The organism is Klebsiella ornithinolytica (assembly GCF_030505655.1).
Taxonomy (GTDB): Bacteria; Pseudomonadota; Gammaproteobacteria; order Enterobacterales; family Enterobacteriaceae; genus Klebsiella; species Klebsiella ornithinolytica.
The window spans coordinates 815,200-840,162 of record NZ_CP130153.1 but is presented as its reverse complement, the minus strand read 5'-3'; the positions used below and the strand labels follow the sequence as shown (position 1 = coordinate 840,162).

Annotated in this window: 24 protein-coding genes; 2 read left to right on the top strand and 22 right to left on the bottom strand. The window is 58.0% G+C overall.

Annotated elements, in window-relative coordinates:
- Window positions 1-41 precede the first annotated feature (41 nt).
- From Q1L34_RS04045 to tkt, 7 genes are all read right to left on the bottom strand, one after another.
- Entirely contained in the window at window positions 42-803 is a 762-nt protein-coding gene (locus Q1L34_RS04045; RefSeq protein ID WP_162660741.1) for an oxidative stress defense protein, read from the bottom strand.
- A gap of 85 nt (window positions 804-888) precedes the next feature.
- A complete protein-coding gene (gene argO / locus Q1L34_RS04040) occupies window positions 889-1,530 on the bottom strand; it encodes an arginine exporter ArgO (RefSeq protein ID WP_015585768.1) in 642 nt (213 codons plus the stop codon).
- A gap of 149 nt (window positions 1,531-1,679) precedes the next feature.
- Window positions 1,680-2,537, bottom strand: a complete 858-nt coding sequence (gene mscS / locus Q1L34_RS04035; protein ID WP_004867425.1) for a small-conductance mechanosensitive channel MscS — start codon at window positions 2,535-2,537, stop codon at window positions 1,680-1,682.
- A 188-nt stretch (window positions 2,538-2,725) separates the two neighbouring features.
- Window positions 2,726-3,805 carry a class II fructose-bisphosphate aldolase gene (gene fbaA, locus Q1L34_RS04030; RefSeq protein WP_004867428.1) on the bottom strand — a complete coding sequence of 360 codons (1,080 nt, stop codon included), beginning with the start codon at window positions 3,803-3,805 and terminating at the stop codon, window positions 2,726-2,728.
- Between the two features lie 195 nt (window positions 3,806-4,000).
- Window positions 4,001-5,164, bottom strand: coding sequence for a phosphoglycerate kinase (gene pgk, locus Q1L34_RS04025; RefSeq protein WP_004867431.1), 1,164 nt, complete (start codon window positions 5,162-5,164; stop codon window positions 4,001-4,003).
- Window positions 5,165-5,241: 77 nt separating this feature from the next.
- Complete coding sequence (gene epd, locus Q1L34_RS04020) at window positions 5,242-6,261, bottom strand: erythrose-4-phosphate dehydrogenase (RefSeq protein ID WP_015585767.1); 1,020 nt, start codon at window positions 6,259-6,261, stop codon at window positions 5,242-5,244.
- A 331-nt stretch (window positions 6,262-6,592) separates the two neighbouring features.
- Window positions 6,593-8,584, bottom strand: a complete 1,992-nt coding sequence (gene tkt / locus Q1L34_RS04015) for a transketolase (RefSeq protein WP_320420195.1) — start codon at window positions 8,582-8,584, stop codon at window positions 6,593-6,595.
- Window positions 8,585-8,861: 277 nt separating this feature from the next.
- On the opposite strand from tkt, the gene loiP reads away from it, so the two are divergent.
- Window positions 8,862-9,620, top strand: coding sequence for a metalloprotease LoiP (gene loiP, locus Q1L34_RS04010; RefSeq protein WP_004867438.1), 759 nt, complete (start codon window positions 8,862-8,864; stop codon window positions 9,618-9,620).
- A 42-nt stretch (window positions 9,621-9,662) separates the two neighbouring features.
- On the opposite strand, the gene Q1L34_RS04005 is transcribed toward loiP, so the two are convergent.
- The 14 genes from Q1L34_RS04005 to Q1L34_RS03940 all read right to left on the bottom strand — a co-directional run bounded on the left by Q1L34_RS04005 (window position 9,663) and on the right by Q1L34_RS03940 (window position 22,380).
- Window positions 9,663-11,303: a thiamine pyrophosphate-binding protein gene (locus Q1L34_RS04005; protein WP_032718233.1), complete on the bottom strand. Its 1,641-nt coding sequence runs from the start codon at window positions 11,301-11,303 to the stop codon at window positions 9,663-9,665.
- 14 nt (window positions 11,304-11,317) lie between these two features.
- Complete coding sequence (locus Q1L34_RS04000; protein ID WP_118842432.1) at window positions 11,318-12,787, bottom strand: aldehyde dehydrogenase; 1,470 nt, start codon at window positions 12,785-12,787, stop codon at window positions 11,318-11,320.
- A 9-nt stretch (window positions 12,788-12,796) separates the two neighbouring features.
- Window positions 12,797-13,567 (bottom strand): aspartate dehydrogenase, encoded by a 771-nt coding sequence (locus Q1L34_RS03995; RefSeq protein WP_004867444.1) that lies wholly within the window; start codon window positions 13,565-13,567, stop codon window positions 12,797-12,799.
- A gap of 9 nt (window positions 13,568-13,576) precedes the next feature.
- A complete protein-coding gene (locus Q1L34_RS03990; protein ID WP_015585763.1) occupies window positions 13,577-14,371 on the bottom strand; it encodes an SDR family oxidoreductase in 795 nt (264 codons plus the stop codon).
- On the bottom strand, window positions 14,355-15,125 hold the full coding sequence (locus Q1L34_RS03985) for an alpha/beta fold hydrolase (RefSeq protein WP_048023408.1): 771 nt from the start codon (window positions 15,123-15,125) through the stop codon (window positions 14,355-14,357). Before Q1L34_RS03985 ends, Q1L34_RS03990 begins: the two co-directional genes overlap by 17 nt.
- A gap of 9 nt (window positions 15,126-15,134) precedes the next feature.
- The gene (locus Q1L34_RS03980) at window positions 15,135-15,665 is read right to left on the bottom strand and encodes a cupin domain-containing protein (RefSeq protein WP_004867451.1); all 531 of its coding nucleotides are present in this window, start codon (window positions 15,663-15,665) and stop codon (window positions 15,135-15,137) included.
- Window positions 15,666-15,675: 10 nt separating this feature from the next.
- Window positions 15,676-16,932 carry an MFS transporter gene (locus tag Q1L34_RS03975; protein WP_004867453.1) on the bottom strand — a complete coding sequence of 419 codons (1,257 nt, stop codon included), beginning with the start codon at window positions 16,930-16,932 and terminating at the stop codon, window positions 15,676-15,678.
- Between the two features lie 26 nt (window positions 16,933-16,958).
- Window positions 16,959-18,155, bottom strand: coding sequence for an NAD(P)/FAD-dependent oxidoreductase (locus tag Q1L34_RS03970; RefSeq protein WP_097358232.1), 1,197 nt, complete (start codon window positions 18,153-18,155; stop codon window positions 16,959-16,961).
- Window positions 18,152-19,078 carry a VOC family protein gene (locus Q1L34_RS03965; protein WP_004867458.1) on the bottom strand — a complete coding sequence of 309 codons (927 nt, stop codon included), beginning with the start codon at window positions 19,076-19,078 and terminating at the stop codon, window positions 18,152-18,154. The genes Q1L34_RS03970 and Q1L34_RS03965 overlap by 4 nt, the downstream gene beginning before the upstream one ends.
- A gap of 88 nt (window positions 19,079-19,166) precedes the next feature.
- A complete protein-coding gene (locus Q1L34_RS03960) occupies window positions 19,167-19,955 on the bottom strand; it encodes an IclR family transcriptional regulator (protein WP_004867460.1) in 789 nt (262 codons plus the stop codon).
- 14 nt (window positions 19,956-19,969) lie between these two features.
- Complete coding sequence (locus Q1L34_RS03955) at window positions 19,970-20,719, bottom strand: SDR family oxidoreductase (RefSeq protein WP_327204364.1); 750 nt, start codon at window positions 20,717-20,719, stop codon at window positions 19,970-19,972.
- On the bottom strand, window positions 20,719-21,741 hold the full coding sequence (locus tag Q1L34_RS03950) for an aromatic ring-hydroxylating oxygenase subunit alpha (protein WP_004867464.1): 1,023 nt from the start codon (window positions 21,739-21,741) through the stop codon (window positions 20,719-20,721). The genes Q1L34_RS03955 and Q1L34_RS03950 overlap by 1 nt, the downstream gene beginning before the upstream one ends.
- 10 nt (window positions 21,742-21,751) lie before the next feature.
- Window positions 21,752-22,060 carry a recombinase-like helix-turn-helix domain-containing protein gene (locus Q1L34_RS03945; protein ID WP_325939281.1) on the bottom strand — a complete coding sequence of 103 codons (309 nt, stop codon included), beginning with the start codon at window positions 22,058-22,060 and terminating at the stop codon, window positions 21,752-21,754.
- The gene (locus Q1L34_RS03940; protein ID WP_004151769.1) at window positions 22,057-22,380 is read right to left on the bottom strand and encodes a Rieske (2Fe-2S) protein; all 324 of its coding nucleotides are present in this window, start codon (window positions 22,378-22,380) and stop codon (window positions 22,057-22,059) included. The genes Q1L34_RS03945 and Q1L34_RS03940 overlap by 4 nt, the downstream gene beginning before the upstream one ends.
- 429 nt (window positions 22,381-22,809) lie before the next feature.
- On the opposite strand from Q1L34_RS03940, the gene Q1L34_RS03935 reads away from it, so the two are divergent.
- A complete protein-coding gene (locus tag Q1L34_RS03935) occupies window positions 22,810-24,021 on the top strand; it encodes an MFS transporter (protein WP_048023400.1) in 1,212 nt (403 codons plus the stop codon).
- Window positions 24,022-24,024: 3 nt separating this feature from the next.
- Here the strand turns inward: Q1L34_RS03935 and speB are convergent, their stop codons facing one another.
- Entirely contained in the window at window positions 24,025-24,945 is a 921-nt protein-coding gene (gene speB / locus Q1L34_RS03930; RefSeq protein ID WP_004867471.1) for an agmatinase, read from the bottom strand.
- Window positions 24,946-24,963 lie beyond the last annotated feature (18 nt).

Below are 24,963 nucleotides of genomic sequence, written 5' to 3'. Positions count from 1 at the left end.
AAAAAAGCCACTTTAGATGAAGTGGCTTTTTATTTTATGGCTTACTGTCCCGCATCAGGCTGCTTAGCCGGCGCAGCGGGGGCCGGGGCTGGCTGAGCAGGCTGCAGTTCAAAAACAACATCGACCTGATCGTCAAACTGAATGGTCGCCTGCTCGTAGGTTTCCTGCGCCGAAACCGGGGCCGCATCGGCAGCCTTCATCATGCGTACCATCGGGCTCGGCTGATAGTTCGAAACATGGTAGCGAACGCTATAAACCGGTCCCAGCTTGCTATGGAAACCTGACGCCAGCTCTTGCGCCTGATGCACCGCGTCATCAATGGCCGCTTTACGCGCTTTGTCTTTATAGGCATCCGGTTGCGCAACGCCCAGCGAAACAGAACGAACTTCATTCAGACCCGCTTTCAGCGCGCCATCCAGCAGACCGTTCAGCTTGTCCAGCTGACGCAACGTCACTTCGACGGTGCGCACCGCGCGGTAGCCTTTCAGGATGCTTTTGCCATTCTGATAGTCGTAATCAGGCTGGGTGCGCAGGTTGGCTGAGTTAATATCTTTTTTGGCGATGCCGTTCTTTTCGAGGAAAGAGAGATACTGCGCCACGCGATCGTCGGCCTGCTTTTTCGCCGACGCGGCGTCTTTCGCTGCAACGTTCACTTCAATCGCCAGGGTGGCGATATCCGGCACAGCGGCTACGCTGGCGGTACCCGAAGTTACAATATGCGGGCCATTCGGCAATTCATTTGCCTGTACTGCCATCGCACTCAATCCAATTGCTGCCGCCAGGGCCATGAGTTTTAACTTCACTGTCGTTTCTCCATCTTACATTGGGTCGCCCGTCTACGGACGCATGTCTGCAAGCTTAACGCGTCCGCGGAGAAAGTCCATCGGACTAAGCCTGGTAAAACAGAGCCTGGACATGCTGGAAACCGTCTTTCGCCAGCTGCAGCGCAATAAACCACATCACCAGGCCAACCAGCACGTTAATCATCCGCTGCGCTCGCGCGGTACGTAAGCGTGGTGCCAGCCACGCCGCCAGCAGGGCCAGGCCAAAGAACCACAGGAATGATGCGCTAATGGTGCCTAAGGCAAACCAGCGCTTAGGCTCCACGGCCAGCTGACCTCCCAGGCTGCCCAGCACGACGAAAGTGTCGAGATAGACATGCGGGTTAAGCCAGGTGACCGCCAGCATGGTGACGATAATTTTCCAGCGCCCCTGCTTCATGACTTCCGCACTGGCCAGTTCCAGATTGCTGCTCAGCGCCGTTCTCAAGGCGCCGAAACCGTACCAGAGCAGAAAGGCCACGCCCCCCCAGGTGACCAGCGCCAGCAGCCACGGCGACTGCATCAGCAATGCGCTACCGCCAAAAATACCGGCGCAAATCAGCAACAGATCGCTCAACGCGCACAGGAACGCGATCATCAAATGATACTGTCGGCGAATCCCCTGATTCATCACAAACGCATTTTGCGGCCCGAGCGGCAAAATCATAGCCGCTCCCAGGGCAAGCCCCTGAAAGTAATACGATAACATGGTGTTTTTTCCGGTAGGTCGTTAATGCAGAGGAATATAGCGCGATAAAATCATTAGAGGAAATTGATAATTTTAATCATTAATAAGAGTAGCTAATACAGAAGTGGCAATAAAGGCCAGCATCGCTGGCCTCCGGATCGGCGGCGGTCTTACTCCACTTTCTCCTGCGGACGAACCATATGAACATCCATCTGCGGGTACGGGAAGCTGATGCCGTTGGCGTCAAACTCGCGTTTAATACGCTCCAGCACATCCCAGTATACGCTTTGCAGATCGCTGCTCAGACTCCAGACGCGCACCACATAGTTCACCGACGACGCCCCCAGTTCATGCAGACGTACGGTCATTTCGCGATCTTTGAGGATACGATCTTCCGATTCGATAATACGGGTGAGCAGCTGCTTGACCTTATCGATATCGGCATCGTAGGAGACGCCGATAATAAATTCGTTGCGTCGCGCCGGCTCACGGGAAAAGTTAATGATATTGCCGGCGATAATTTTACCGTTCGGAACCACCACAATTTTACCGTCGGCCGTACGCATGGTCGTAGAGAAAATCTGCACGCTCAGTACCGTACCGGCGACGCCACCGAGATCGACATACTCACCTGCGCGGAACGGGCGGAACATCACCAGCAGTACGCCAGCGGCCAGGTTAGACAGCGATCCTTGCAGCGCCAGACCTACGGCTAAACCGGCAGCACCGAGGACGGCGATCACCGATGCCGTCTGCACGCCTACGCGACCTAATGCCGCAATCAGGGTGAACGCGACAACGGCATAGCGCACCAGGGCGGACAGAAAATCGGCAACGGTCGCATCAATCTTACGCGCCAGCATCAGTCGGTTCACCGTATTAGAGATGACCCGTGCCACAATCATACCGATGATGATAATCGCGATAGCGGCAACGATATTGACGGCATAGCTCAGCAGTAATTCCTGATTGCGCACCAGCCAGGAACTGGCGTTGTGTAGGCTATCGCCAACGTTCAACTCTTCCATTTAATCTTCCTTATGAATACCCGTAGGGGGAATAAAAAACCAAACCTGTACAACGACAGGTTAACTAAGGTTAAACAATATGCACATGTTTTGCCAAGTTGATCACAATTCTCGGCGAAATATCGTATTGTTCAGCCATAAAAAAAGCCCGCTATTCAGCGGGCTTTCGCGCAAGAAACAGATTTTTCTTACAGAACGTCGATCGCGTTCAGCTCTTTAAATGCCTGCTCCAGACGAGTCACCATGGACGTCTGTGCAGCACGCAGCCATACGCGCGGATCGTAGTATTTCTTGTTCGGCTGGTCTTCGCCTTTCGGGTTGCCCAGCTGGCCCTGCAGGTAAGCTTCGTTGGTTTTGTAGTACTGCAGGATACCGTCCCAGGTTGCCCATTGGGTATCGGTATCGATGTTCATTTTGATAACGCCGTAGCTTACGGAGTCTTTGATTTCCTGAGCGGAAGAACCGGAACCGCCGTGGAAGACGAAGTTCAGGCTGTTGTGCGGCAGGTTGTGTTTCTTAGAAACATATTCCTGAGAATCGCGCAGGATGGTCGGAGTCAGCACGACGTTACCCGGCTTGTACACGCCGTGTACGTTACCGAAGGAAGCGGCGATGGTGAAACGCGGGCTGATTTTGCTCAGTTCAGTGTACGCGTAATCAACGTCTTCCGGCTGAGTGTACAGGGCAGAAGCGTCCATGTGGCTGTTGTCCACGCCGTCTTCTTCGCCACCGGTGCAACCCAGTTCGATTTCCAGAGTCATGTCCATTTTGGCCATGCGCGCCAGATATTTAGAGCAGATTTCGATGTTTTCGTGCAGAGACTCTTCAGACAGGTCGATCATGTGAGAAGAGAACAGCGGTTTGCCGGTAGCAGCGAAGTGTTTCTCACCCGCGTCCAGCAGGCCGTCGATCCACGGCAGCAGTTTCTTCGCGCAGTGGTCGGTGTGCAGAATAACCGGCACGCCGTAGTGTGCGGCCATCTGGTGAACGTGATGTGCGCCAGAGATAGCACCCAGGATTGCTGCGCCCTGAGGAACGTCAGTTTTCACGCCTTTGCCCGCGATAAACGCAGCGCCGCCGTTAGAGAACTGAACGATAACCGGAGAACGAACTTTTGCAGCAGCTTCCAGAACGGCGTTGATGGAGTCAGTACCCACACAGTTAACCGCTGGCAGAGCAAAGTTATTTTCTTTAGCTACCTGGAACACTTTCTGAACGTCATCACCAGTGATCACGCCAGGTTTTACGAAATCAAAAATTTTAGACATGTTACGTAGTCCTGTATCTTCGGCCGTTTATGCTCGCCATCATTCGTGCGGCAGTCCTCTGGCTTACCTCGCTTACCCCGGTTACGTAAGAACCTGGCGTTCGCGCTGTCGCCACCTTCCGGCAACACGAATTATTTAGAGCAACAAATTGAATTTTATTTGTAAAACAGGCGGGATTTCCCCGCCTGATCAAACTTACTTCTTAGCGCGCTCTTCAAGCATAGCTACTGCTGGCAGGACTTTACCTTCCACGAATTCGAGGAATGCGCCGCCGCCAGTGGAGATGTAGGAAATTTTGTCCGAAATGCCGAACAGGTCAATCGCTGCCAGGGTGTCACCACCGCCGGCGATGGAGAAACCTTCGCTGTCAGCGATGGCGTTAGCCACGATTTCAGTCCCTTTACGGAAGTTCGGGAATTCGAATACGCCAACCGGACCATTCCACAGAATAGTTTTAGCGTTTTTCAGGATATCAGCCAGTTTCTGTGCAGAAACATCGCCCAGGTCCAGGATCTGCTCGTCATCTTTGATGTCGTTAACAGATTTCAGCGTCGCGGTCGCCGTTTCGGAGAACTCAGTTGCCACGCGAACGTCGGTCGGAACCGGGATATCGCAGGTGGTCAGCAGGCGTTTCGCTTCGTCAACCAGGTCAGCTTCGTACAGGGATTTACCCACGTTGTGGCCCTGAGCGGCAACGAAGGTGTTGGCGATGCCGCCACCGACGATCAGCTGGTCAGCGATTTTAGACAGGGAATCCAGAACGGTCAGTTTGGTGGAAACTTTAGAACCACCCACGATGGCAACCATCGGGCGAGCCGGCTCTTTCAGCGCTTTACCCAGCGCGTCCAGTTCAGCGGCCAGCAGCGGGCCAGCACATGCAACATCGGCGAATTTACCGATACCGTGGGTAGAGGCCTGCGCACGGTGTGCAGTACCGAAGGCGTCCATAACGAACACGTCGCACAGCGCCGCGTATTTTTTGGACAGCGCTTCGTCGTCTTTCTTCTCGCCTTTGTTAAAGCGAACGTTTTCCAGAACGACCAGTTCACCGGCGGCAACTTCAACGCCATCCAGGTAATCTTTAACCAGGCGAACCGGGTTAGACAGTTTGTCTTTCAGGTAATTAACAACCGGCAGCAGAGAGAATTCTTCGTTGTACTCGCCTTCGGTCGGACGACCCAGGTGAGAAGTGACCATCACTTTAGCACCCTGTTTCAGCGCCAGCTCAATGGTCGGCAGAGAAGCACGGATACGCGCGTCGCTGGTTACTTTCCCGTCTTTGACTGGTACGTTCAGATCGGCACGGATAAAAACGCGTTTACCAGCCAGATCCAGATCGGTCATCTTAATTACAGACATGGTGAATCCTCTCAATGATTCTTAAAGTTTTGCAGACGCCATGCGCTCCATCACGAACAATGTTGCGCAGGGATGTCTCACCTGAAACCAATAACGGCCATCGCTAACGTCGTGTCGAGCATCCGGTTAGCAAAGCCCCATTCATTATCACACCAGACCAATGTTTTGATCAGATGAGCACCACTGACCCGGGTTTGGGTGCCATCAACGATGGCGCTGTGTGGGTCGTGGTTGAAATCTATCGAGACCAACGGCAATTCCGTATAGTCAACTATACCATGAAATGCACCTTGTGCTGCTTTTTGCAGCAACTGGTTGACTTCATTAGCCTTTACAGGTTTTTTCACCGTCACGCTAAGGTCAATCGCCGTCACATTAATCGTCGGTACGCGGACCGCAATTGCCTCGAAACGGTCGTTAAACTGCGGGAAAATTCGCGTGATCCCCGCAGAGAGTTTGGTATCGACCGGAATAATCGACTGGCTGGCCGCGCGCGTACGGCGCAGATCCGGATGATAAGCGTCGATCACCTGTTGATCGTGCATGGCGGAGTGGATTGTCGTTACCGTTCCTGACTCAATGCCGTAGGCATCATCTAACAGTTTTATGACCGGGATAATGCAGTTGGTCGTGCAGGAGGCGTTGGAAACAATACGATGCTCCGTACGCAACTCATCATGGTTCACGCCAAATACAACGGTCGCGTCAAGATCGCTGCTGCCGGGATGGGAAAAGAGCACTTTCTTTGCCCCTGCCCGAATATGGGCTTCGCCATGCTCACGGCTGCCGTAAACACCGGTACAATCGAGAACAATATCAACCGCCAGCTCCTGCCAGGGCAGCGCCTCAATCGAAGGTTCATGCAGCAGACGTATGGCATCATCGCCGACATACAGCTGCTCTCTCTCCTGGCGAACATCCCAGGCAAAGCGCCCATGGCTGGTGTCATATTTCAACAAATGCGCGATGCCCGCGGCATCCGCCAGCTCGTTGATTGCCACCACGGTAATTTCCGCACGACGCCCGGATTCATATAAAGCGCGAACCACGTTGCGTCCTATGCGACCGAAGCCATTAATCGCGATGCGTATGGTCATAGGTCTCCTGCAAGGTTGTCCCTGATTTGAGATGGCTGACAGAGTAATCCAGCAACGCCCGAAGGGAAACCTTACCCGTCGCAAACTGCGACTGATTGATTAATTGTCGAACATTTAAACGACTGAAACGCTTCAGCTAGAATAAGCGAAACGAGGAATAAAAGGAATGTCTGTCCAGCGGAAGAAGTGAGTTATCTGACGTACATCACATTTTGGATGGAATAATACGCAATCTGTCGGCGGCTATCGGGAATAACGGCGTCAAAAAAAAGCCGGGCGTTTAGCCCGGCTTTTTCTGCTGTTATCGCCCGGATAAGCGGGCAGATAACGACTACAGCAGCGCTTTCGCTTTCGCGACCACGTTGTCGACGGTGAAGCCGAACTCTTCGAACAGCTGCTCTGCCGGCGCAGACTCACCGAAGGTGGTCATGCCAACGATAGCGCCATTCAGGCCGACATATTTGAACCAGTAGTCGGCGATGCCGGCTTCAATGGCCACGCGAGCAGAGACCGCTTTCGGCAGCACTGATTCACGGTACGCCGCATCCTGCTTGTCGAACGCGTCGGTAGACGGCATGGAGACCACGCGCGCCTTCACCCCTTCGGCAGTCAGTTTGTCCCACGCGGCCACCGCCAGCTCCACTTCAGAGCCGGTGGCAATGAAGATCAGCTCCGGCTGACCGGCGCACTCTTTCAGCACGTAGCCACCGCGAGCGATGTTCGCCAGCTGCTCAGGAGTACGATCCTGCTGCGCCAGGTTCTGACGGGAGAGGATCAGCGCGGTCGGGCCGTCGTGACGTTCAACGCCATATTTCCACGCCACCGCCGATTCCACCTGGTCACACGGACGCCATGTGGACATGTTCGGGGTCACGCGCAGGGACGCCACCTGCTCTACCGGCTGGTGCGTCGGGCCATCTTCGCCCAGACCGATGGAGTCGTGGGTGTAGACCATCACCTGACGCTGTTTCATCAGCGCCGCCATACGCACCGCGTTACGGGCATATTCCACGAACATCAGGAAGGTGGAGGTGTACGGCAGGAAGCCACCGTGCAGGGAGATCCCGTTGGCAATCGCGGTCATACCGAATTCGCGCACGCCGTAATGGATATAGTTACCGGCGGTGTCTTCGTTAATCGCTTTCGAACCAGACCACAGAGTCAGGTTGGACGGCGCGAGGTCAGCAGAGCCGCCGAGGAATTCCGGCAGCAGCGGGCCAAACGCTTCAATCGCATTCTGCGACGCTTTACGGCTGGCGATTTTCGCCGGGTTAGCCTGCAGCTTAGCGATAAATTCACTGGCTTTGGCGTCGAAGTCAGTCGGCATTTCGCCCTTCATACGACGGGTGAATTCAGCGGCTTCCTGAGGGAAGGCTTTCGCATAAGCAGCGAACTTCTCGTTCCAGGCCGCTTCTTTCGCCTGGCCTGCTTCTTTCGCATCCCACTGTGCGTAGATTTCAGACGGGATGTCGAACGGCGCGTATTTCCAGCCCAGCTGTTCGCGGGTCAGCGCAATCTCTGCATCGCCCAGCGGCGCGCCGTGAGAATCGTGGGTGCCCGCTTTGTTCGGGGAACCGAAGCCAATGATGGTTTTGCACATCAGCAGGGACGGTTTGTCGGTGACCGCACGCGCTTCTTCTACTGCACGTTTGATGGCGTCTGCGTCGTGACCGTCAACGCCGCGCACCACGTGCCAGCCGTAGGCTTCGAAACGTTTAGCGGTGTCGTCGGTGAACCAGCCTTCCACATGACCGTCGATGGAGATACCGTTGTCATCATAGAACGCCACCAGTTTACCCAGTTTCAGGGTACCGGCCAGGGAGCAGACCTCGTGAGAGATCCCTTCCATCATGCAGCCGTCGCCCATGAAGGCGTAGGTGAAGTGGTCAACGATATCGTGGCCCGGACGGTTGAACTGCGCGGCCAGCGTTTTTTCCGCGATAGCCATGCCCACGGCGTTAGCAATACCCTGACCCAGCGGGCCGGTGGTGGTTTCTACGCCAGCGGTGTAGCCCACTTCCGGGTGGCCCGGCGTCTTAGAGTGCAGCTGACGGAAGTTTTTCAGCTCTTCGATCGGCAGATCATAACCGGTGAGGTGCAGCAGGCTGTAAATCAGCATGGAGCCGTGGCCGTTGGACAGCACAAAGCGGTCGCGGTCGGCCCAGGCCGGGTTCTGCGGGTTATGGTTCATGAAATCACGCCACAGGACTTCGGCAATGTCAGCCATACCCATCGGGGCACCCGGGTGGCCGGATTTGGCTTTCTGTACAGCATCCATGCTCAGCGCACGAATAGCGTTAGCAAGCTCTTTACGTGAGGACATTTTGACTCCAGTTCGGACTGTTGAAGGCCATACCCTTAACGACTTGACGAGAGCGCGTTTTGGGCTACGCCAGAAAAAAGTGTCAACAATGTAACCCAAGCGCGAAAGCATGTACATGGAGCATCCTTTTGTGGTTTAAGAAATCTCCGGAACACGTTGTGCTGCCCCGGAATCCTCTCGCCCGCGCCGCGCAATAGTCTTTATAATTTGTACAGGATGCGACAGCCTTATTGTTGCCTTTTTCAGTCAGATCATCGAACGAGTGTGGAAGATAAAAATGAAAATTCGCTCAACTATTCTTGCCCTTGGGATCGCAGCAACCCTCACCGGATGTCAGAACATGGACTCTAACGCCCTTCTCAGTTCGGGCGCCGAAGCTTTTCAGGCCTATTCCCTGAGCGATGCTCAGGTTAAAAGCTTAAGTGACCAGGCTTGCAAAGAGATGGATAGCAAAGCCACCCTGTCGCCGGCCAGCAGCGAATACAGCAAGCGTCTGAATAAAATCGCCGCCGCGCTGGGCGACAATATCAACGGCCAGCCGGTGAATTACAAAGTGTATGAAACCAAGGACGTCAACGCGTTCGCGATGGCTAATGGCTGCATCCGCGTCTATAGCGGCCTGATGGACATCATGAACGATAACGAAGTTGAAGCGGTAATCGGCCATGAGATGGGCCACGTCGCCCTCGGCCACGTGAAGAAAGGTATGCAGGTTGCGCTCGGCACCAACGCCGTTCGCGCCGCCGCCGCCTCGGCGGGCGGTATCGTCGGCAGCTTGTCGCAATCTCAACTTGGCGATCTGGGCGAAAAGCTGGTGAACTCGCAGTTCTCCCAGCGCCAGGAGTCCGAAGCGGACGACTACTCCTACGACCTGCTGCGTAAACGCGGGATTAATCCGGGCGGACTGGCCACCAGCTTCGAGAAGCTGGCTAAACTGGAAGCCGGGCGTCAAAGTTCAATGTTTGACGATCACCCGGCCTCCGAAGAACGTGCTCAGCATATCCGCGATCGCATGAAGGCAGACGGTATTAAATAATCTCCTCTTCCCCTCTCTGCGCCGCAGAGAGGGGAAGAGAGCTTAGTACAGCGTCTTCTGCGGCGGTCCGGCAAAACGCAGCGCGCCAATCTGCCCCATCCTGACCTCTACCACCGACGGCCCCGGCGTCGCCAGCGCTTCGGTCATCACCGAGGTGAAATCCTCCGCTCGCTCCACGCTCCACGCCTGCAGACCGATAGCCTGTGCCAGCAGCGTGAAATCCGGCGTGTGCAGTTCGTTGTAATACTGGCGACCGCCGAAATACTTATCCTGAATACCGCGCATAACGCCATAGCCGCCATCGTTCATGATAATCAGCGTGACGTTAGCTTTTTCCTGCGCCAGCGTCGCCAGCTCTCCGAGGTTCAGGCTCAGACCGCCGTCGCCGACCAGGCCGACTATCTTACGCTGCGGGTTGGCAATCGCCGTGCCGATCGCCATCGGCAGCCCCATTCCAATCGCCCCCGCCAGCGAATGCACGTTCATCAGCGGGCCATTTGCACGGAACAAGCGACTGCCCCACAGGCTGCCGGAGACGGTGATATCGCGGACCAGAATGCCGTCATCAGGCAGCGCCTGTTCGATAGCATCATTCAGCCGGGCATAGGCGCCGCACTGTTCACGTAGCCCGTGCTCAGCCAGCGTCACCGCCTCTTTTACCTGTGCGTCCCAGTGACCATTGCCCCATTCACGCCCCTGCGCTTTTGCCGCCAGCGCCGCCAGTAAAGCCGGACAATCGGCGATCAGCGTATTGTCCATCAGATAGTTACGACTGGCCGCCGCCGGATCGATATCAATCTGTACGCGGGGTGACGGCAGTTCCAGCGTCCAGGAACGTGTTTCGTTACTGCGCAAACGCGAGCCCGCGACCAGGGTGAAATCACATTGCGCCATCAGCGCCTCAACGGAAGGCGAATTATGGAAGGCGCGCAGGCTGGCGCGATGGCTGTCCGGCAGCACGCCGCGCCCGTGAGTACTGGAGATCACGGTGATCCCCGCATCCGCCAGTTTTTTCACCGCCGCTTCGCTACCGATAGCTCCGCCGCCCAGCCACAGCAGCGGCTGTTTCGCCTGCCTGAGCTGCGCCCACAGGGTATCCACCGTTGTCTGAGCAACCGGCGGCGCCGGCGCGATGTGCAGCGGGGCGGTGACCAGCGCCAGGGGAATACTGGCTCCCTGAATATCAATCGGGATCTCCACCGATACCGGCCCGCACGGCGGCGTCCGCGCTTCCTGAATCGCCTTGTGCAAAATGGCGATCGCCTGGTTGGCGTTGCTGATGCGATACGCGCGTTTCGAACTGGCTTTCAGGAAAGTCAGCTGATCGCGGGTTTCGTGAATAAACCCGGTATCCGCATCCAGCCAGGTTTTCTCTACCTGACCGGTCAGATGCAGCAGCGGCGTACCGGCATTCATCGCCTCCACCAGCGCCCCGACTGCGTTCCCCGCCCCGGCGCCGGTGCTGGTTAGCGCGACGCCAAGGCCGGAAAAGCGACCGTGGGCATCGGCCATGGTCACCGAACCGGCCTCGCCACGCGCCGGAACAAAGCGGATATTGCCGCGCTGGCCAATGGCATCGGCAACCGGCAGGTTATGAATAGAGATGACGCCGTAAATAGCCTCAACGTTGTACTGCTCCAGCGTTCTGGCGATGGCTTCGCCGACGGTTATCATTTCGCTCATTGCTCACCCTTCTCTCAATCGCACCAGTGATTCACGCTATTACCCGTCGCCAGATAAATGCTCTTTTGTTGCATCCAGGCTTTCAGCCCCTGAATCCCTTTTTCGCGGCCCAGACCGCTCTCTTTAAAGCCCCCGAACGGGGTCGAAATAGAGAAAACCTTATAGGTGTTGATCCACACCGTCCCGGCTTCCAGACGTTCGCTTAAGCGCAGGGCGCGCCCGCTATCCCGCGTCCAGATCCCCGCCGCCAGACCATAGACCGAGTCATTGGCTTCGCGGATCAGCGTCTCCTCATCGCTGAAGGGTATCGCCACCAGCACCGGGCCGAAGATCTCTTCCTGACAGACCCGCGCCTGATTCGTCAGCCCTTCGACGATCGTCGGCTGGAAGTAGCTGCCCGCCGCCAGCGCCGGATCGGCCGGAATCTCCCCTCCGCACAGCACCCGCCCGCCTTCGCGTTTCGCCAGTTCGACGTAGGCGAGCACGCCGTCACGGTGCTGTTCATTAATCAGCGGCCCGATGTGGGTATCGTCGCTGAACGGATGGCCAATACGCAGTCCGCGCGTCAGCTCCAGCAGCCGCGCCATCAGCTGCGGGTAAACTTTTTCATGCACAAACAGCCGCGAACCGGCGATGCACGCCTGGCCGCCTGAGCTGAAAATGCCGTAGCAGATCCCCCGCGCCGCCTGTTCGATATCGGCATCTTCCAGCACGATGGTCGGCGATTTTCCGCCGAGCTCCAGCGACGCCGGGATCAGCTTTTCCGCCGCGACGTGCGCCAGATGACGTCCGGTGCTGGTGCCGCCGGTAAACGAAATTTTGCGCACCAGCGGATGACGCGCCAGCGCATCGCCAATCACCGATCCTTTCCCCGGCAGCACGCTCAGCAGCCCCGCAGGCAAACCGGCTTGCTCGAAGATCCGCGCCAGCTCCAGCGCCATCAGCGGCGTCGCTTCCGCGGGTTTGAGGATCACCGCATTGCCGGCGGCGATCGCCGGCGCCACTTTTTGCATTTCGCTGGCGATCGGCGAGTTCCACGGGGTGATCGCCGCCACCACGCCCAGCGGCTCGTAGCGGCTCAGGGTCAGCAGGTCTGCCTGACGCGGCGTCGGCAGCTCTCCTTCCAGCAGCTCGCAGGCGGCGGCGAAGTAGCGGGCGCTGCCCGCCGCGCTCATCACCAGGCCTCGCGCTTCCGCCAGCGGCTTGCCGTTGTCGCGGCTTTGCATCCGCGCCAACTCATCAAGACGGGATTCGATAATATCCGCCACTTTATGCAGGATCTTTGCCCGCAGATGGGGCAGCATGTTGCGCCACGTTGGTTCCCGCCAGGCACGCTCGGCGCAGGTCATCGCTTCCTGCAGATCGTCGAGACTGGCCGCCCGCAGCGTTGCGTTCACCGAACCGTCCGCCGGAAAGTAACTGTGCATCAGATTGCCGCCGCCGTGGCGCCAGCGACCGCCGATAAAAATCGTTAATTCGTCCATTGCCGCCTCTTAGCGTTGCGCCAGTTCACGGCAGGCGCGTACCGCGCTCAGTGCCGCCAGGGTCGATGTTTTAGGATTGTCGGCCAGCGGCAAACCGCTCAGCTCGAGGCGAAACTCCCCGAACGCGCCTTCAACATGTAACGTGTGGGTGTTACGCCGCGTGGCCGGATCGACCATCAGCTGCACCCGCGTGTCGTCCATGCCGATACCCCCCAGCGCCACGGTTGCCGCCACGTTGGCATTCGCCGGAAACAGGCGTGCCGCTTCGCGGGCGCTGCCCTCAAAAAAGATTTTCGCTTCGCTGACCGCATTGAGGTCGATGAGCATTTCCGCGTAGCTTCCGCGCCAGCTGGCCGGGCTTTTGCGCGACTGATAGGTCACGCGCTCAAGACCGCCCTCTTTTGCCGCCGCCAGTCCGTCAATGCCGGCCACCGCGCCAGCGAGCAGCGTCAGCCTGCCGCCCGCCTGATATAAACGCTGTTCGAGCGCGCTATCGGCCAGCGCGCCGGTGGAGATCACCGCCAGATGCCAGCCGCGCGCGAGAATCGCTTCGCCATATTGCGCGACCGCCTGTTGGCTGGCGCACTCCAGTACCAGATCCGGGGCTTCCGTACAGGATTGCGGATCGTCAAGTACCGTCACCGCATCGCCAAAGCGGGCGCGAATCGCCGCATGGTGAGCCTCCCGGGCGACAATCCAGCCTAACGTGACCTGCGGGGGCAGCCGTTCAATCACCGCTTGCGCCATGGCGCCATAGCCGATAAGCATAATTTTTTTCATGATGGCTCCTTACAGGTGACGGCAAAAACCGCCGGAGACATCCAGCGCGGCGCCGGTGGTAAACGATGCCAGCGGCGAGGCCAAAAACAGCAGCGCCTGCGCAGGCTCCTGCGGCTTACCGAGCCGCGCCATTGGGATCCCGCGTTTACGGGCGATATCCGCTGTCCACTCGGGCCAGCTCTGGCGCTTGTCCGCGCGGTTTTCAAAGCGTCGCTGCCACTGCCCGGACTCCACCATGCCGAGCAGAATGGAGTTCACGCGAATGCCTTTGCTAATCAGCTCCTTCGACAGCGTCAGCGTCATGTTAAGCAGCGCCGCGCGGGCGGCGGAGGTGGCGATCATGTGTTCTTCCGGCTGCAGCGCCAGCAGCGAGTTCACGCAGGTAATCGAGGCGATATCCGAGCGCTCCAGCTGCGCCTGAAAGGCTTTTACCGGGTTAATCACCCCGAACAGCTTCAGCTCTGCCTCATGCAACCACGCCTCGCGCGGGGTATCGGCAAAATGCGCCACGTAGCCCTGCCCGGCGTTGTTGATCAACATGTCCGCGCCGCCAAAACGATCCGCTACCGCATCGGCAAAGGCCTGCACCTCGTCTTCTTTCAGGACGTCGCAGCGGTAAGAGAAAACCTCCGCTCCGGGATACTCGTTCTGCAACGCGGCATGCGCGCTGGCGAGCCGGTCGGGATTGCGGCCGCAAAAGGCGACTTTCGCCCCTTCGCCCAGCAGCAGACGCAGCGTTTCAAAGCCGATCCCTGACGATCCTCCGGTGACTACCGCTACACGGCCTTCAATTTGTGCATTCATCGCGCACCTCTTCCCCTACCCGTAAAAGCTGTTGATTAAAAAAGGTTTCATTATCGAGATAGCTGGCGTGCCCCGCGTGCGGAATCGCCGTGTAACCCATGCCGTAGCGTAGCGCCAGACCACGCACCAGCTCCGGCTGCGTGATAGCGTCCTGCTCACCGCACCACACCTCAAACCGGCCGTGATAATCGCCAAGCCAGCGGTGAATATCGTCGTGCGCCAGCATCCACGCCGCGGCCAGATAGCCCTCACGACGCAGCTTGCGCATTCCGGCGGCAACGGTGGCGACATCGGCCTCCGCCGCACAGGGATGCAACAGCTTCGCCGCCCGGTTTTGCGCCAGCCGTTCTGCGCCTGACGCAATCAGCTGCTGGCGACTCTGCCAGACTTTTTCCCGCTGTTCCGGCTCCGCCTGGCCGTACCCCTGTGCGACATCGGCTAACACCAGATAGCGCACGCGGCGGGGATACTTCGCCGCAAAGGCGCTGGCCACCAGCGCACCGAGCGAATGCCCCACCACTACCGCCCGCTCAACGCCGGCGTGGTCCAGCAGGCGCGCCAGCGCATCGGCATAATCGCCCGCATTCGCCTGCTCAACCGGCAGCATCGGGCTTTCGCCATAACCGGGCATATCCCAGGCCAGCACGCGATAGCCGGACAGCGCCATCTGTTTATGCCAGGAAGCCGCGCCGGAGCTGATGCCGTGTAACAGCACCAGCGGCGTGCCGTGCCCTTGTTCACGAAAACCCGTCATACCGCCTCCTTAATTCCGTTTTACTTTCGACAGGGGGTGATCTTCCGGATAGGTCGGGATATTCGGCTTGCGGGTGCCCAGCATCACGCACATCAGCGCCTCTTCCTCACCGTGGTTAAACAGCCCGCGGTAGATACCCGCCGGGACGGAGATCAGATCGCGCTCGCGCAGCACGGTTTCGGTATAGCTGTCGCCATCCTGAATCATCAGCGTTATCTGCCCTTTGAGCATGAAGAACACCTCCTCCACATCATCATGCAGGTGCAGCGGCCCTTCACATTTCGCCGGCAGCACCATGGTGGAGAAGGTGAAGTTTTCCGCCGCGACGGTATTGGTATCGCTCGCCACGCCGGTGGCGCCGGTGCCGATATAGCGCATCTGGGCGCGACGATATTTCGGGTCGAAATCGGCCTGGAATTTCAGCGCGTTCCAGTCATATTTCCGTCCCTCAAAGCGCGCGATACGCGACTCTACCCACTCTTCCATCGTCAGATGTTCCGGTTTGATACCCTGTTTTGCAGTTACGGTTGAATCAGTCATCGTTTTATCCTCAGTAACGTCTCAGCAGCGGCAGTAACAGGACGCAGCCCACCGCCGCCATCACCGCCAGAAAAATCAGCCCGGAATCCATGCTGTGGGTGAAGGCGATCAGCGCCCCCATCACCGCCGGCGACAGGGCGCCCGCAAAGTTCCCTAGCCCGTTGAAAATGCCCCCCGCCGTGGCGCTGACCCGGGGATGGGTCGCCTTGGCCAGCAGAGCGAAAATATTGGGTGCGCCGGTGCCCCACATAAAGGTGCTGAAACTCATCGCCGCAATGACCGTCAGCGGGGTGGCGAAGTGCATCACCGCCGCCAGGCCAACCGCCGCCCCGGCCAGCGAGATAAAGCAGGCAGCCGCGCGTTTATCAAGACGATCGGAGAGCCAGGCGCCGATCACTTCTCCCAGCAGCATGGCGATAAACGGCATTGACGACAGCCAACCGGCATGCTCCAGATGGATACCTTTGCCTTTAATCAGATAGCCCGGCAGCCAGCCGTTGATGCCCCACAGATAGGCCAGAAAGGCGATGTTAAACACGCAAATCATCCAGAAATGCGGGCTGACGAACAGCTCCCGCCGCGCCGCGCGGCGCGCCTCCTGGGAGACCTTTTCGCCGGACGCTTTGCTCTCCAGCTGCACCCCGCTCAGGCCGATGCGCACGAAAATCAGCACCGGCACCGTCAGCATCGCCATCACAAAGAAGGTGCTCTGCCAGCCAAAGGTATTGAGCAACCAAATCGACAGCGGAAAACCAATCGCCGCGCCGACCGGTGTCCCGAGCAGCCACAGCATGGTGGCCCGCGCCTGAAGCCGCTGCGGAAAGGTGTGGCGGACGATGGCGAACGCCAGCGGAAACAGCGGTCCTTCGGCAATGCCGAGCAGAATGCGCAGGGTGACCATCACGGTGTAGTTATGGGTGAAGCCCATCATCACCATTAAAATGCACCACACCATCATCATCCCGGTGAGCAGGCGCAGCGGCGCGATACGGTCGCCCAGCCCGCTGAGCAGCACCGAGGAAAACCCGTAGCTCAGCAGGAAGGCACTCATCAGAATCCCCAGCCGCGTGGTGTCAAAATCCATCCCCATCGCCTGCTGGAAATGGCTATCGGAAAACAGCGCGGCAATACTGATTTTGTCGAAGAACGCCAGCAGTACGCAGGCCAGCAGCGACAGTGGAATCGCCCAGCGGACCGCTTTTTCAGGCGTGTGGACGCCCTCACCGCCTGCCTCAAGCGGCGCGGTGTTTGTCTCTAATGTGGTCATCTCTCCCCCTTAAGGGTGCGCGGGTCTTATCGCAATGACATCAGCGAAAAGGCCAGGTCATCGAGCGGTACGGCGGAAAGATCTCTCCCCGTAGCCATCCAGCGTTTCGCCAGCTTGACGGTGCGGGCGTCGTTAAACGCCACCAGCTGAGTCAGGCGACCGTCAGCATCGATCGAGAAAAACAGCGGCCCTTTGGGATCGCGGCGAACCACCGTCCGGGTTCCCGGCTGCGGAATGCCGAGGATCTGAATATTGTCGGCATATTGATCCGACCACAGCCACGGCGCGTCGGCGTAGCCGGCCGCCTGCGGGTTCCGCATCGCTTTCGCCGTCGCCACCGCCTGATTCTGGGCAAAGGCCCAGGACTGGATGCACAGACCATACTGGTGATGCTGCGCCACATCTCCGATCGCGAAGATCGCCGAATCGCTGGTCTGCCCCAGGGCGTTGACAACGATCCCGCGCTCGACCGCCAGTCCCGCGTCCCGCGCCAGTTCGAGATTGAGATCGACGCCGATCCCTACCACCACCGCATCAAAGATTTCCCGCTGACCATCGCAGTGAATTACCGGCCGACCGCCATCATCCTCCAGCTCCAGCGCGCCGCAGCCGCAGCGAATATCGACGCCCCGATCGCGATGGATCCGTTCAAGTTCCTGCGACACTTCCGCGCTTACCGAACGCATACACAGCAGCGGTTGCTGTTCAAATAAGGTGACCGCGACGCCGCTTTTTCGCGCCGAGGCGGCAATCTCAAGACCAATCCAGCCGCCGCCGACAATCGCCAGCCGCGCGGTGGTCGCCAGCCGTTGCTTCAGGCGCTGCGCATCCTGCCAGTGGCGAAGCGTGTAAACCTGAGGCTGTTTCGCCCAGGCTTCGCCGGGCAGGCGGGCACGACCGCCGGTGGCGATCAGCAGCTGGTCATAGCCGAGCTGTTCGCCGTTGCTCAGATGAACGCTTTTGCTCTGGCGATCGATGGCCTCAGCGCGCAGCGGGCGGAACCAGCGAAGGTTTAACGCCTGCTGAACCTCTTCGCTGAACAGACGCGGCAGCGGCGCATCGGCTTCCAGCAGCGTCGCTTTTGACAGCGGCGGACGCTCGTAAAAATCCCACTCTTCTTCCGCCACCACGCAAATCTCACCGTCGTAGCCTTCGTCACGCAGGGTTTTTGCCGCCCAGCCCCCCGCCTGGCCGCCGCCGATAATGACTATCCGCGCCGTCATACCGCCTCCGGCTTTTTCTGCTGGCGGCGGGTATCGTGGTCGATCCCACCTTCCACCGCCCACTCGGTAAAGGAGACCAGCGAGTGTTCCAGCTCGCGCGGGCGCCAGTTCTCGGTCAGGAAATCATCGTTGGTGTAGTACTCAAAAGCGCCGCCGGTCGGGCTGTTGACGTACCAGAAATAGGCGGAAGAGACCGGGTGACGGCCGGGGCCAATAAAGGTGCTCCACGCGTTCTTATTCATCGCGATGCCGCCGCCAATCACTTCATGGATATCGCGGACGGTAAAGGCCACGTGGTTCAGGCCGCGCTTGCGGTTGGGGAGCTGCAATAAAAAGAGGTTGTGGTGGCCGCCGCGTACGCCGCAGCGCAGGAATACCGCACGATTGATGTAGCGATCGGAAACCTGGAAACCGAGCACGTCACGATAGAAGGCCTCGACCGCCGCCAGCTCTTCGACGAAGAACACCACGTGGCCTACGTTGATCGGCTGCGCGCCGTCATATACCGGGCTGGGCGTATCAATCCGGCGCACATCGCCCCATTGGTTAATCGGCTCAACGTTCAGCGTCACCGCGACTTGCTGAGTGACCTGTACGCGCAGCGTCATGCCGTTCGGATCCTGGCACTCCAGGGCACCATCAATCTCACGAAAAGCGGGCTGGCGGGACAGTTTGGGCCGCAGAGCATCCAGCGCCGCCCGATCCGCCACGCCCCAGGTCATACGGCGGAGGGTGTTACCCGCTTCAAAGGCCGGCGGCAGATCCGGGCTATGGATCGGGTTCAGTTCCACCCGCGCGCCGCTTAAGGTAGTAAAACGCTGGCCGCTGGCGTCGCCCGCCAGGCCAAAATCACGCATAAACCTGGCGCAATGAGTCAGGTCGTCGACGCCAAATTCCAGCTTTTCAATTCCGGTTACACTCATCGTTCGTAGCCTCTTTACCGTTCTGTCGCCCTGATTTGGGCGTAAAACATCCCCGACGCACTCAAGCGCCTGATGTTAACTTATTGATTTAACTGGCTTGTGACAGGTAGCCTAAAAAGCCAGAAATTTTGTCCGCCGCCAGGCTGACGTCGCTTTGCAGCCGTTCCCGATCGCTTTGCGGGATCTCATCCGACGGCACCAGAATACTGACCACCGCCGCTACCCGACCGCTGCGATCGTAGACCGGGTAAACAATAGAGGAGATGCCGTGGCGGTAGAAAGATTCGCCAATCACATAGCCACGCGCTTTATCCTGCTGCACCATCTGCCATAGCGCTTCGCGATCGTGAAGTTGCCCCGGCGTATTGCCCGGCAGCCGCTCATCGGGAAACAGCTGCTCAAACTCGCCGCGCGAGACATCGGTCAGCAACATGCGGCCCAGCGAGGTGCAGTGAACCGGCAGGCGGGTACCGATGCTGACCTGATTGATCCGTGAGCCGGCGGCGCTGACGCGGGCGATGTAAATAATGTCCCGACCGTCGCGGATCGCCAGATGACTGCTGCACTGACTGGTATCACGCAGCTGCTCTATCACCGGCTGGCCGACCTGCGCCACATCCAGTGAAGCAATATATTCAAAACCCAGACGCAGGACATTCATCCCCAGCGAGAAGGTATTAGTACGCGCGTTGCGCTCGAGAAACCCCATATACTCCAGCGTTTGCACCACGCGATAGGCGGTCGCTTTCGGCATATCCACCAGCCGATGCAGCTCGGCAAAGGTCAGATCGCGATGCTGCTCGCCAAATGCCAGCAGCAGCTGCAGTCCCCGCTCCAGCCCCGGCACCAGGTATTTCACTTCCTGAACGTTTGCCATACCGCCTCGCCTCTTTAGTTAAAAACAAATCCGCCGTTGACCGGGATCAGCTGTCCGGTGATAAACCGCGACAGGTCGCTTAACAGCCACACCACGCTGCCGGTCACATCTTCCGGCTGCTGGGCGCCGCTCAGCGCGCGCCCGTTCTCGTACAGCTGATGGCGCTCGGCAGGGACATATTCCGTTGCCTCCACGCGGGTTAGCCCCGGCGCGATGGCGTTAATACGTATGCGCTTCTCGCCCAGTTCGCGGGCCATCGAGCGCGTCATGGCGATCACCGCCCCTTTGCTGGCAACGTAGGCCATCAGCCGGGGGGCGCCCCACAGCGCGGTGTCGGAGGCGACGTTGACGATCCCGGCCCCTTCGCGCAGCAGCGGTACCGCCGCCCGGGTCACCAGCCAGGTGCCTTTGACGTTTACCGACATCACCCGATCCCACAGATCCGGATCGTAGTCGATCATGTCTTTACCGCCGACGCCGGTGGCCATCGCCGCGTTATTGACCAGGCCGTCGATCTTTCCTCGTTCGCCGATCGCGAGGAACGCCTCCTCGATGGATGAAGCATCGGCCAGATCGATCGCCTGTGATTCAATGCGATAACCCTGCTCGCATAGACGATGAGCGCTCTCCGCCAGTTCGCCCTGCAGGATGTCGCACATCACGACGTCAGCGCCCTGCTCCGCGCAGGCTTTGGCAAAATGAAAGCCCAGACCGCGCGCCGCGCCGGTAATCACGATACGTTTGCCGGTTAACAGCCCGTTCATCAGGCCGCTCCCTGCTGCTCTTCGCGCGCGGCCAGCTGCTCTTTCGCCGCTTTTTGCATCATCCGCCGCAGACGGGAAAGGCCGACGTCATGCTGATACAGGTATTCGTGATCGCGGGCGTTCGGCGCCAGGCTTTCGAGCACCACGCGATCTTGCTCCAGCACTTCCCAGTGCAGTTTTTCCAGACGGTTGCGATACATAAAGCGCCACAGATCGCGCTGCCAGCCCTGCACGCCGCGAATACGCCAGAAGAAGACCCGGCAGTTGTCGTTATCTTCCGGCACCACCATGCCGACGATCCAGAAGTGGCCGCCCGGCCCAAAACGCTTTTTGTACGGGATTGACAAGCGCATCCAGTAAGCGCCGCTGTTGCCCAGCTCGACCCAGTCGAAGTTGACGCCGCTCTGGCCTTTCTTCTCAAAGATAAAGCCGGTTTTCGTTGGCTGCAGCACCATGTCAGCTTTACGGTCGCCTTCCGCCATTGAGTGCGAAGAGGAGTGCAGGTAGGTGCCGTGCATCGGGTCCATCACGTTTTCCAGCGCGTACTGATAGTTGCATTTCCACGCGGCGGTGCAGAGGAAGTTGCTGTATTTGTCGCTATCGGCCAGCTCTTCCGGGAAGGTGAGCGGCTCGGGCTGCTGGTCGGGGGTGGCCGCAAACCACAGGAATATCGCGCCATGCGCTTCCTGGACGTGGTAGCTGCGCACGCACTGCTGGCCCACCAGCGGACATTTGTCGACCGCCGGAACATCTTTAACTTCGCCATTCCCGGCCACTTCCACGCCGTGATACCAGCAGGCGATACGATCGCCGAGATTCCAGCCCATCGACAGACGGGCACCGCGGTGCGGGCAGCGGTCTTCCAGCGCCTGCAGCTCTCCGTCCTTGTTACGCCACACCACAATTTGTTCGCCGAGACGGGTAATACCCACCGGAGCGGACTGCACTTCCCAGCTCGCCAGAACCGGATACCACAGGCCACGTAAACCTTTATCGAGATAGTTTTGTACCGTTGTCGTCATCGCCGTGCCCTCAGTATCCGTTTACCTGCAAAAACACCCGAAAGCTCTCTTCGCTCCAGGCATCGCCTTGCCGATCGTGCATCTTCAGGGCATTCAGCCCGTCCACCAGCTGCGTCAGGCTCTCCGCCCCCTGTTCGAAAAGCGTTTCAAGGATCGCGATAAGTTCCAGCTCCCAGCTTTCCGCAACGCGACTGCGGGTTTGCCAGATAAGGTTGTGATAATCGCCAGGCTTATGGATGTTGCCGTTCCCGCCTTCAGCAGGCGGCGTAAACTGGCGGCTTTCCGGCAGCGCCGGGTTAAAATCCAGGGATTCACTCATGCCACGTTCTCCTCGATAAAGGTAATCTGGATCTGATTGTCGTATACCCGCACCGGATAACGATTAAGGTTGCGCCCGCCGGGGCCATGCAGACACTGGCCGGTTTTAACGTCGAATACCGCTTCGTGCAGCGGGCATTCCACTTTGCCGTCTTCGACAAATCCCTGGCTTAACAGCGCATAGGCATGTGGACACACGTCTTCCAGCGCGTAGTACTCGCCATCAATCAGATAAATACCGATTTCTTTACCGTCGATGTTGCCGCTATAAGGGAAATCTTCCTGTACTTGCTCTGCGTCACATACGCCTATCCAGCTCATCACGATCCTCCAGGCTTTTGTTTCATATATGAAACTCTGTTTCTTATTTAATACGGTCAATATAAAAGCGTTCAATCTTTCGTCAAGCGGCAATGTGAAGAATTTGTTAACCAAGCGCGGTTTAATTATCTAAGTGTGCAATTGATCACGAAAAAAAGTGGCAATATGAAATTGTGATATTTAAAGAGTGATATGGAATTAAATTAAGCGCTCGCTAAAAACCTCGTGAATAGCTATTGACTTTCTTTCTAAATAGTCATTAAAAATGATAAAAGCAGTGCGTCATCAAGTTTCACCCATGAAACACAAGTTTAAATTAATCATTTAAAACAATGAGTTTCACTGATGAACCATTTTACATGCGTGATTATCACTGCTATTTAAAAATAATAATAACGATCCATCAATGAGTGAGGAAGAAGAATAACGATGACCGCAAAATGGCAGGGAACAATCGCATTATTGCTACTTATAATTATTTCTTACATTGACCGGGTGAATATTTCGGTGATGATTCTTAACCCCGATTTTGCCAGCCACTTTCATTTAAATGAAAACAGAATGTTACAGGGAATGCTGATGACCTGTTTTCTTCTGGGTTATGGATTCTCGGCATTATTATTAACACCAGTTATAGAAAGTAAGCTGCATTATCGACAGGGATTGTTAAGCAGCGTGGTGATATGGGCGCTGATCTGCGCCATCTCGCCGCTGCTGGGCTCGCTGATGGGGATGCTGCTGGCGCGGATTATCCTCGGGATCGCGGAAGGTCCGCTGTTTTCCCTTAAAACGCGCTTTATTAGCGATAACTTCTCTGCCGAAGAGATCGGCAAGCCCAATGCCGTCACCGCCCTGGGGGTCTCTTTGGGGCTGGCGCTGGGCTTTCCGCTGGTCACTTTTTTAGTCGAGCACCAGGGGTGGATGGGATCGTTTTACAGCCTGGCGGGGCTCAACCTGGTCCTCGGCGGCGGAGCGATCTGGCGCTTCTTACCGGCGCCGGCAGCCCCGATGAACAGCGCCCGTCCCGGCTTCCGCCAGACCTTTCTGCTGGCCTGGCATACGCCGCTTCTCGGCTGGATCCTGCTGGTTGAGATTGCCACTCTCAGCTATCTGTGGGGCAGCAGCGCCTGGCTGCCGGCCTGGCTACGTGATGAGCACCACTTTTCGCTGCAGGCCACCGGTTTGCTGGCTGCGATCCCTTTCCTGCTCAGCCTCGGTTCGAAATTTCTCGGCGGCGTGCTGCTCGATAAGCTGCGCCCGGAGCAGGCGCCGCTGCTGTTTATCGTCGGCGGATTGCTGACCGCCTGTTCGGTTATAGCGCTGATGCTTAGCCAGCAGCCGGCCCTGCTGGCGCTGTTTATGCTGTCGGCCAATATCTTCTGGGGACTGCAGGGCGCGGCGATACCGGCGGTGGTGCAGCATCATGCGCCGCGCCAGGCGGTGGGCAGCGCCTACGGCATTATTAACGGCGTGGGTAACATCTGTGCGGCATTTATTCCGCTGCTGATGGGAATGGTGATGAAGTCGGCGGGATCGGTGAGTTCAGGATTTTCAGTACTGGTGGCCTCGCAGGCGATCACGCTGCTGGCCGGAGGAATGCTGCTGCTGCGCATGCGTCGCGCAGCAGCAGTGAGCGCGTAAGGTTTATTCGCCTTTTTTCGCCGCCTGGATGTAGAGCATTTCCAGTGCCAGGGTCGCCGCCGCCAGGGCGGTGATCTCGGACTGATCGTAGGCCGGCGCCACTTCCACCACGTCCATGCCGACGATGTTCAGATCCTTCAGGCCGCGCACCAGCTTGATCGCGCGATCGGAGGTCAGTCCGCCGATCACCGGCGTACCGGTTCCCGGTGCAAACGCCGGATCCAGCGCATCGATATCGAAGGTCAGATACACCGGCATATCGCCGACGATCTGTTTCACCTGAGCGATGATGTCATCCACGGAACGATCGTTCACCTGGCAGGCATCCAGTACGGTAAACCCGTTGTCTTTGTCGAACTCCGTACGAATACCGATCTGCACAGAGTGATTCGGATCGATCAGACCTTCTTTCGGCGCAGTGAAGAACATGGTGCCGTGGTCAAATTCGCAGCCGTTGGCGTAGGTATCGGTATGGGCATCAAAGTGCACCAGCGCCATTTTGCCAAAGTGCTTCGCATGAGCGCGCAGCAGCGGCAGAGTGACGAAGTGGTCGCCGCCGAAGGAGAGCATACGCTTCCCGGCCGCCAGCAGTCTTTCCGCATGCGCCTGCAGTTTTTCGCTCATTTCGCGCGCGTCGCCAAAGGCGTAAACCAGGTCGCCGCAGTCGACAACGTTCAGGCGCTCGCGCATATCGAAGTTCCACGGGAAGCGGTTACCTTCCCAGGCCAGGTTGGTGGAAACCTGACGAATCGCCGCCGGGCCGTGACGCCCGCCCGCGCGACCGGAGGTTGCCGCATCAAAAGGAACGCCGGTGATCACCCAGTCGGCGTCGCTGTCATACGGCTGGAAGTTCAGCGGCAGACGCAAAAAACCAAACGCGTTAGAGACCAGGGAATTATCGTATTGATGACCTAAAGTGCTCATGGGTGTGACCTCTTTTTA

Coding starts and splice junctions, on each gene's coding strand:
- Q1L34_RS03980 (WP_004867451.1), bottom strand. CDS start 15,665: ATGACTGATTCAACCGTAACTGCAAAACAGGGTATCAAACCGGAACAT.
- loiP (WP_004867438.1), top strand. CDS start 8,862: ATGAAAATTCGCTCAACTATTCTTGCCCTTGGGATCGCAGCAACCCTC.
- fbaA (WP_004867428.1), bottom strand. CDS start 3,805: ATGTCTAAAATTTTTGATTTCGTAAAACCTGGCGTGATCACTGGTGAT.
- Q1L34_RS03935 (WP_048023400.1), top strand. CDS start 22,810: ATGACCGCAAAATGGCAGGGAACAATCGCATTATTGCTACTTATAATT.
- Q1L34_RS03965 (WP_004867458.1), bottom strand. CDS start 19,078: ATGAGTGTAACCGGAATTGAAAAGCTGGAATTTGGCGTCGACGACCTG.
- epd (WP_015585767.1), bottom strand. CDS start 6,261: ATGACCATACGCATCGCGATTAATGGCTTCGGTCGCATAGGACGCAAC.
- Q1L34_RS03940 (WP_004151769.1), bottom strand. CDS start 22,380: ATGAGCTGGATAGGCGTATGTGACGCAGAGCAAGTACAGGAAGATTTC.
- Q1L34_RS03970 (WP_097358232.1), bottom strand. CDS start 18,155: ATGACGGCGCGGATAGTCATTATCGGCGGCGGCCAGGCGGGGGGCTGG.
- Q1L34_RS03975 (WP_004867453.1), bottom strand. CDS start 16,932: ATGACCACATTAGAGACAAACACCGCGCCGCTTGAGGCAGGCGGTGAG.
- tkt (WP_320420195.1), bottom strand. CDS start 8,584: ATGTCCTCACGTAAAGAGCTTGCTAACGCTATTCGTGCGCTGAGCATG.
- Q1L34_RS03950 (WP_004867464.1), bottom strand. CDS start 21,741: ATGACGACAACGGTACAAAACTATCTCGATAAAGGTTTACGTGGCCTG.
- Q1L34_RS03945 (WP_325939281.1), bottom strand. CDS start 22,060: ATGAGTGAATCCCTGGATTTTAACCCGGCGCTGCCGGAAAGCCGCCAG.
- Q1L34_RS04000 (WP_118842432.1), bottom strand. CDS start 12,787: ATGGACGAATTAACGATTTTTATCGGCGGTCGCTGGCGCCACGGCGGC.
- Q1L34_RS03955 (WP_327204364.1), bottom strand. CDS start 20,719: ATGAACGGGCTGTTAACCGGCAAACGTATCGTGATTACCGGCGCGGCG.
- Q1L34_RS03995 (WP_004867444.1), bottom strand. CDS start 13,567: ATGAAAAAAATTATGCTTATCGGCTATGGCGCCATGGCGCAAGCGGTG.
- Q1L34_RS03985 (WP_048023408.1), bottom strand. CDS start 15,125: ATGACGGGTTTTCGTGAACAAGGGCACGGCACGCCGCTGGTGCTGTTA.
- pgk (WP_004867431.1), bottom strand. CDS start 5,164: ATGTCTGTAATTAAGATGACCGATCTGGATCTGGCTGGTAAACGCGTT.
- argO (WP_015585768.1), bottom strand. CDS start 1,530: ATGTTATCGTATTACTTTCAGGGGCTTGCCCTGGGAGCGGCTATGATT.
- Q1L34_RS04005 (WP_032718233.1), bottom strand. CDS start 11,303: ATGAGCGAAATGATAACCGTCGGCGAAGCCATCGCCAGAACGCTGGAG.
- Q1L34_RS03990 (WP_015585763.1), bottom strand. CDS start 14,371: ATGAATGCACAAATTGAAGGCCGTGTAGCGGTAGTCACCGGAGGATCG.
- Q1L34_RS03960 (WP_004867460.1), bottom strand. CDS start 19,955: ATGGCAAACGTTCAGGAAGTGAAATACCTGGTGCCGGGGCTGGAGCGG.
- mscS (WP_004867425.1), bottom strand. CDS start 2,537: ATGGAAGAGTTGAACGTTGGCGATAGCCTACACAACGCCAGTTCCTGG.
- speB (WP_004867471.1), bottom strand. CDS start 24,945: ATGAGCACTTTAGGTCATCAATACGATAATTCCCTGGTCTCTAACGCG.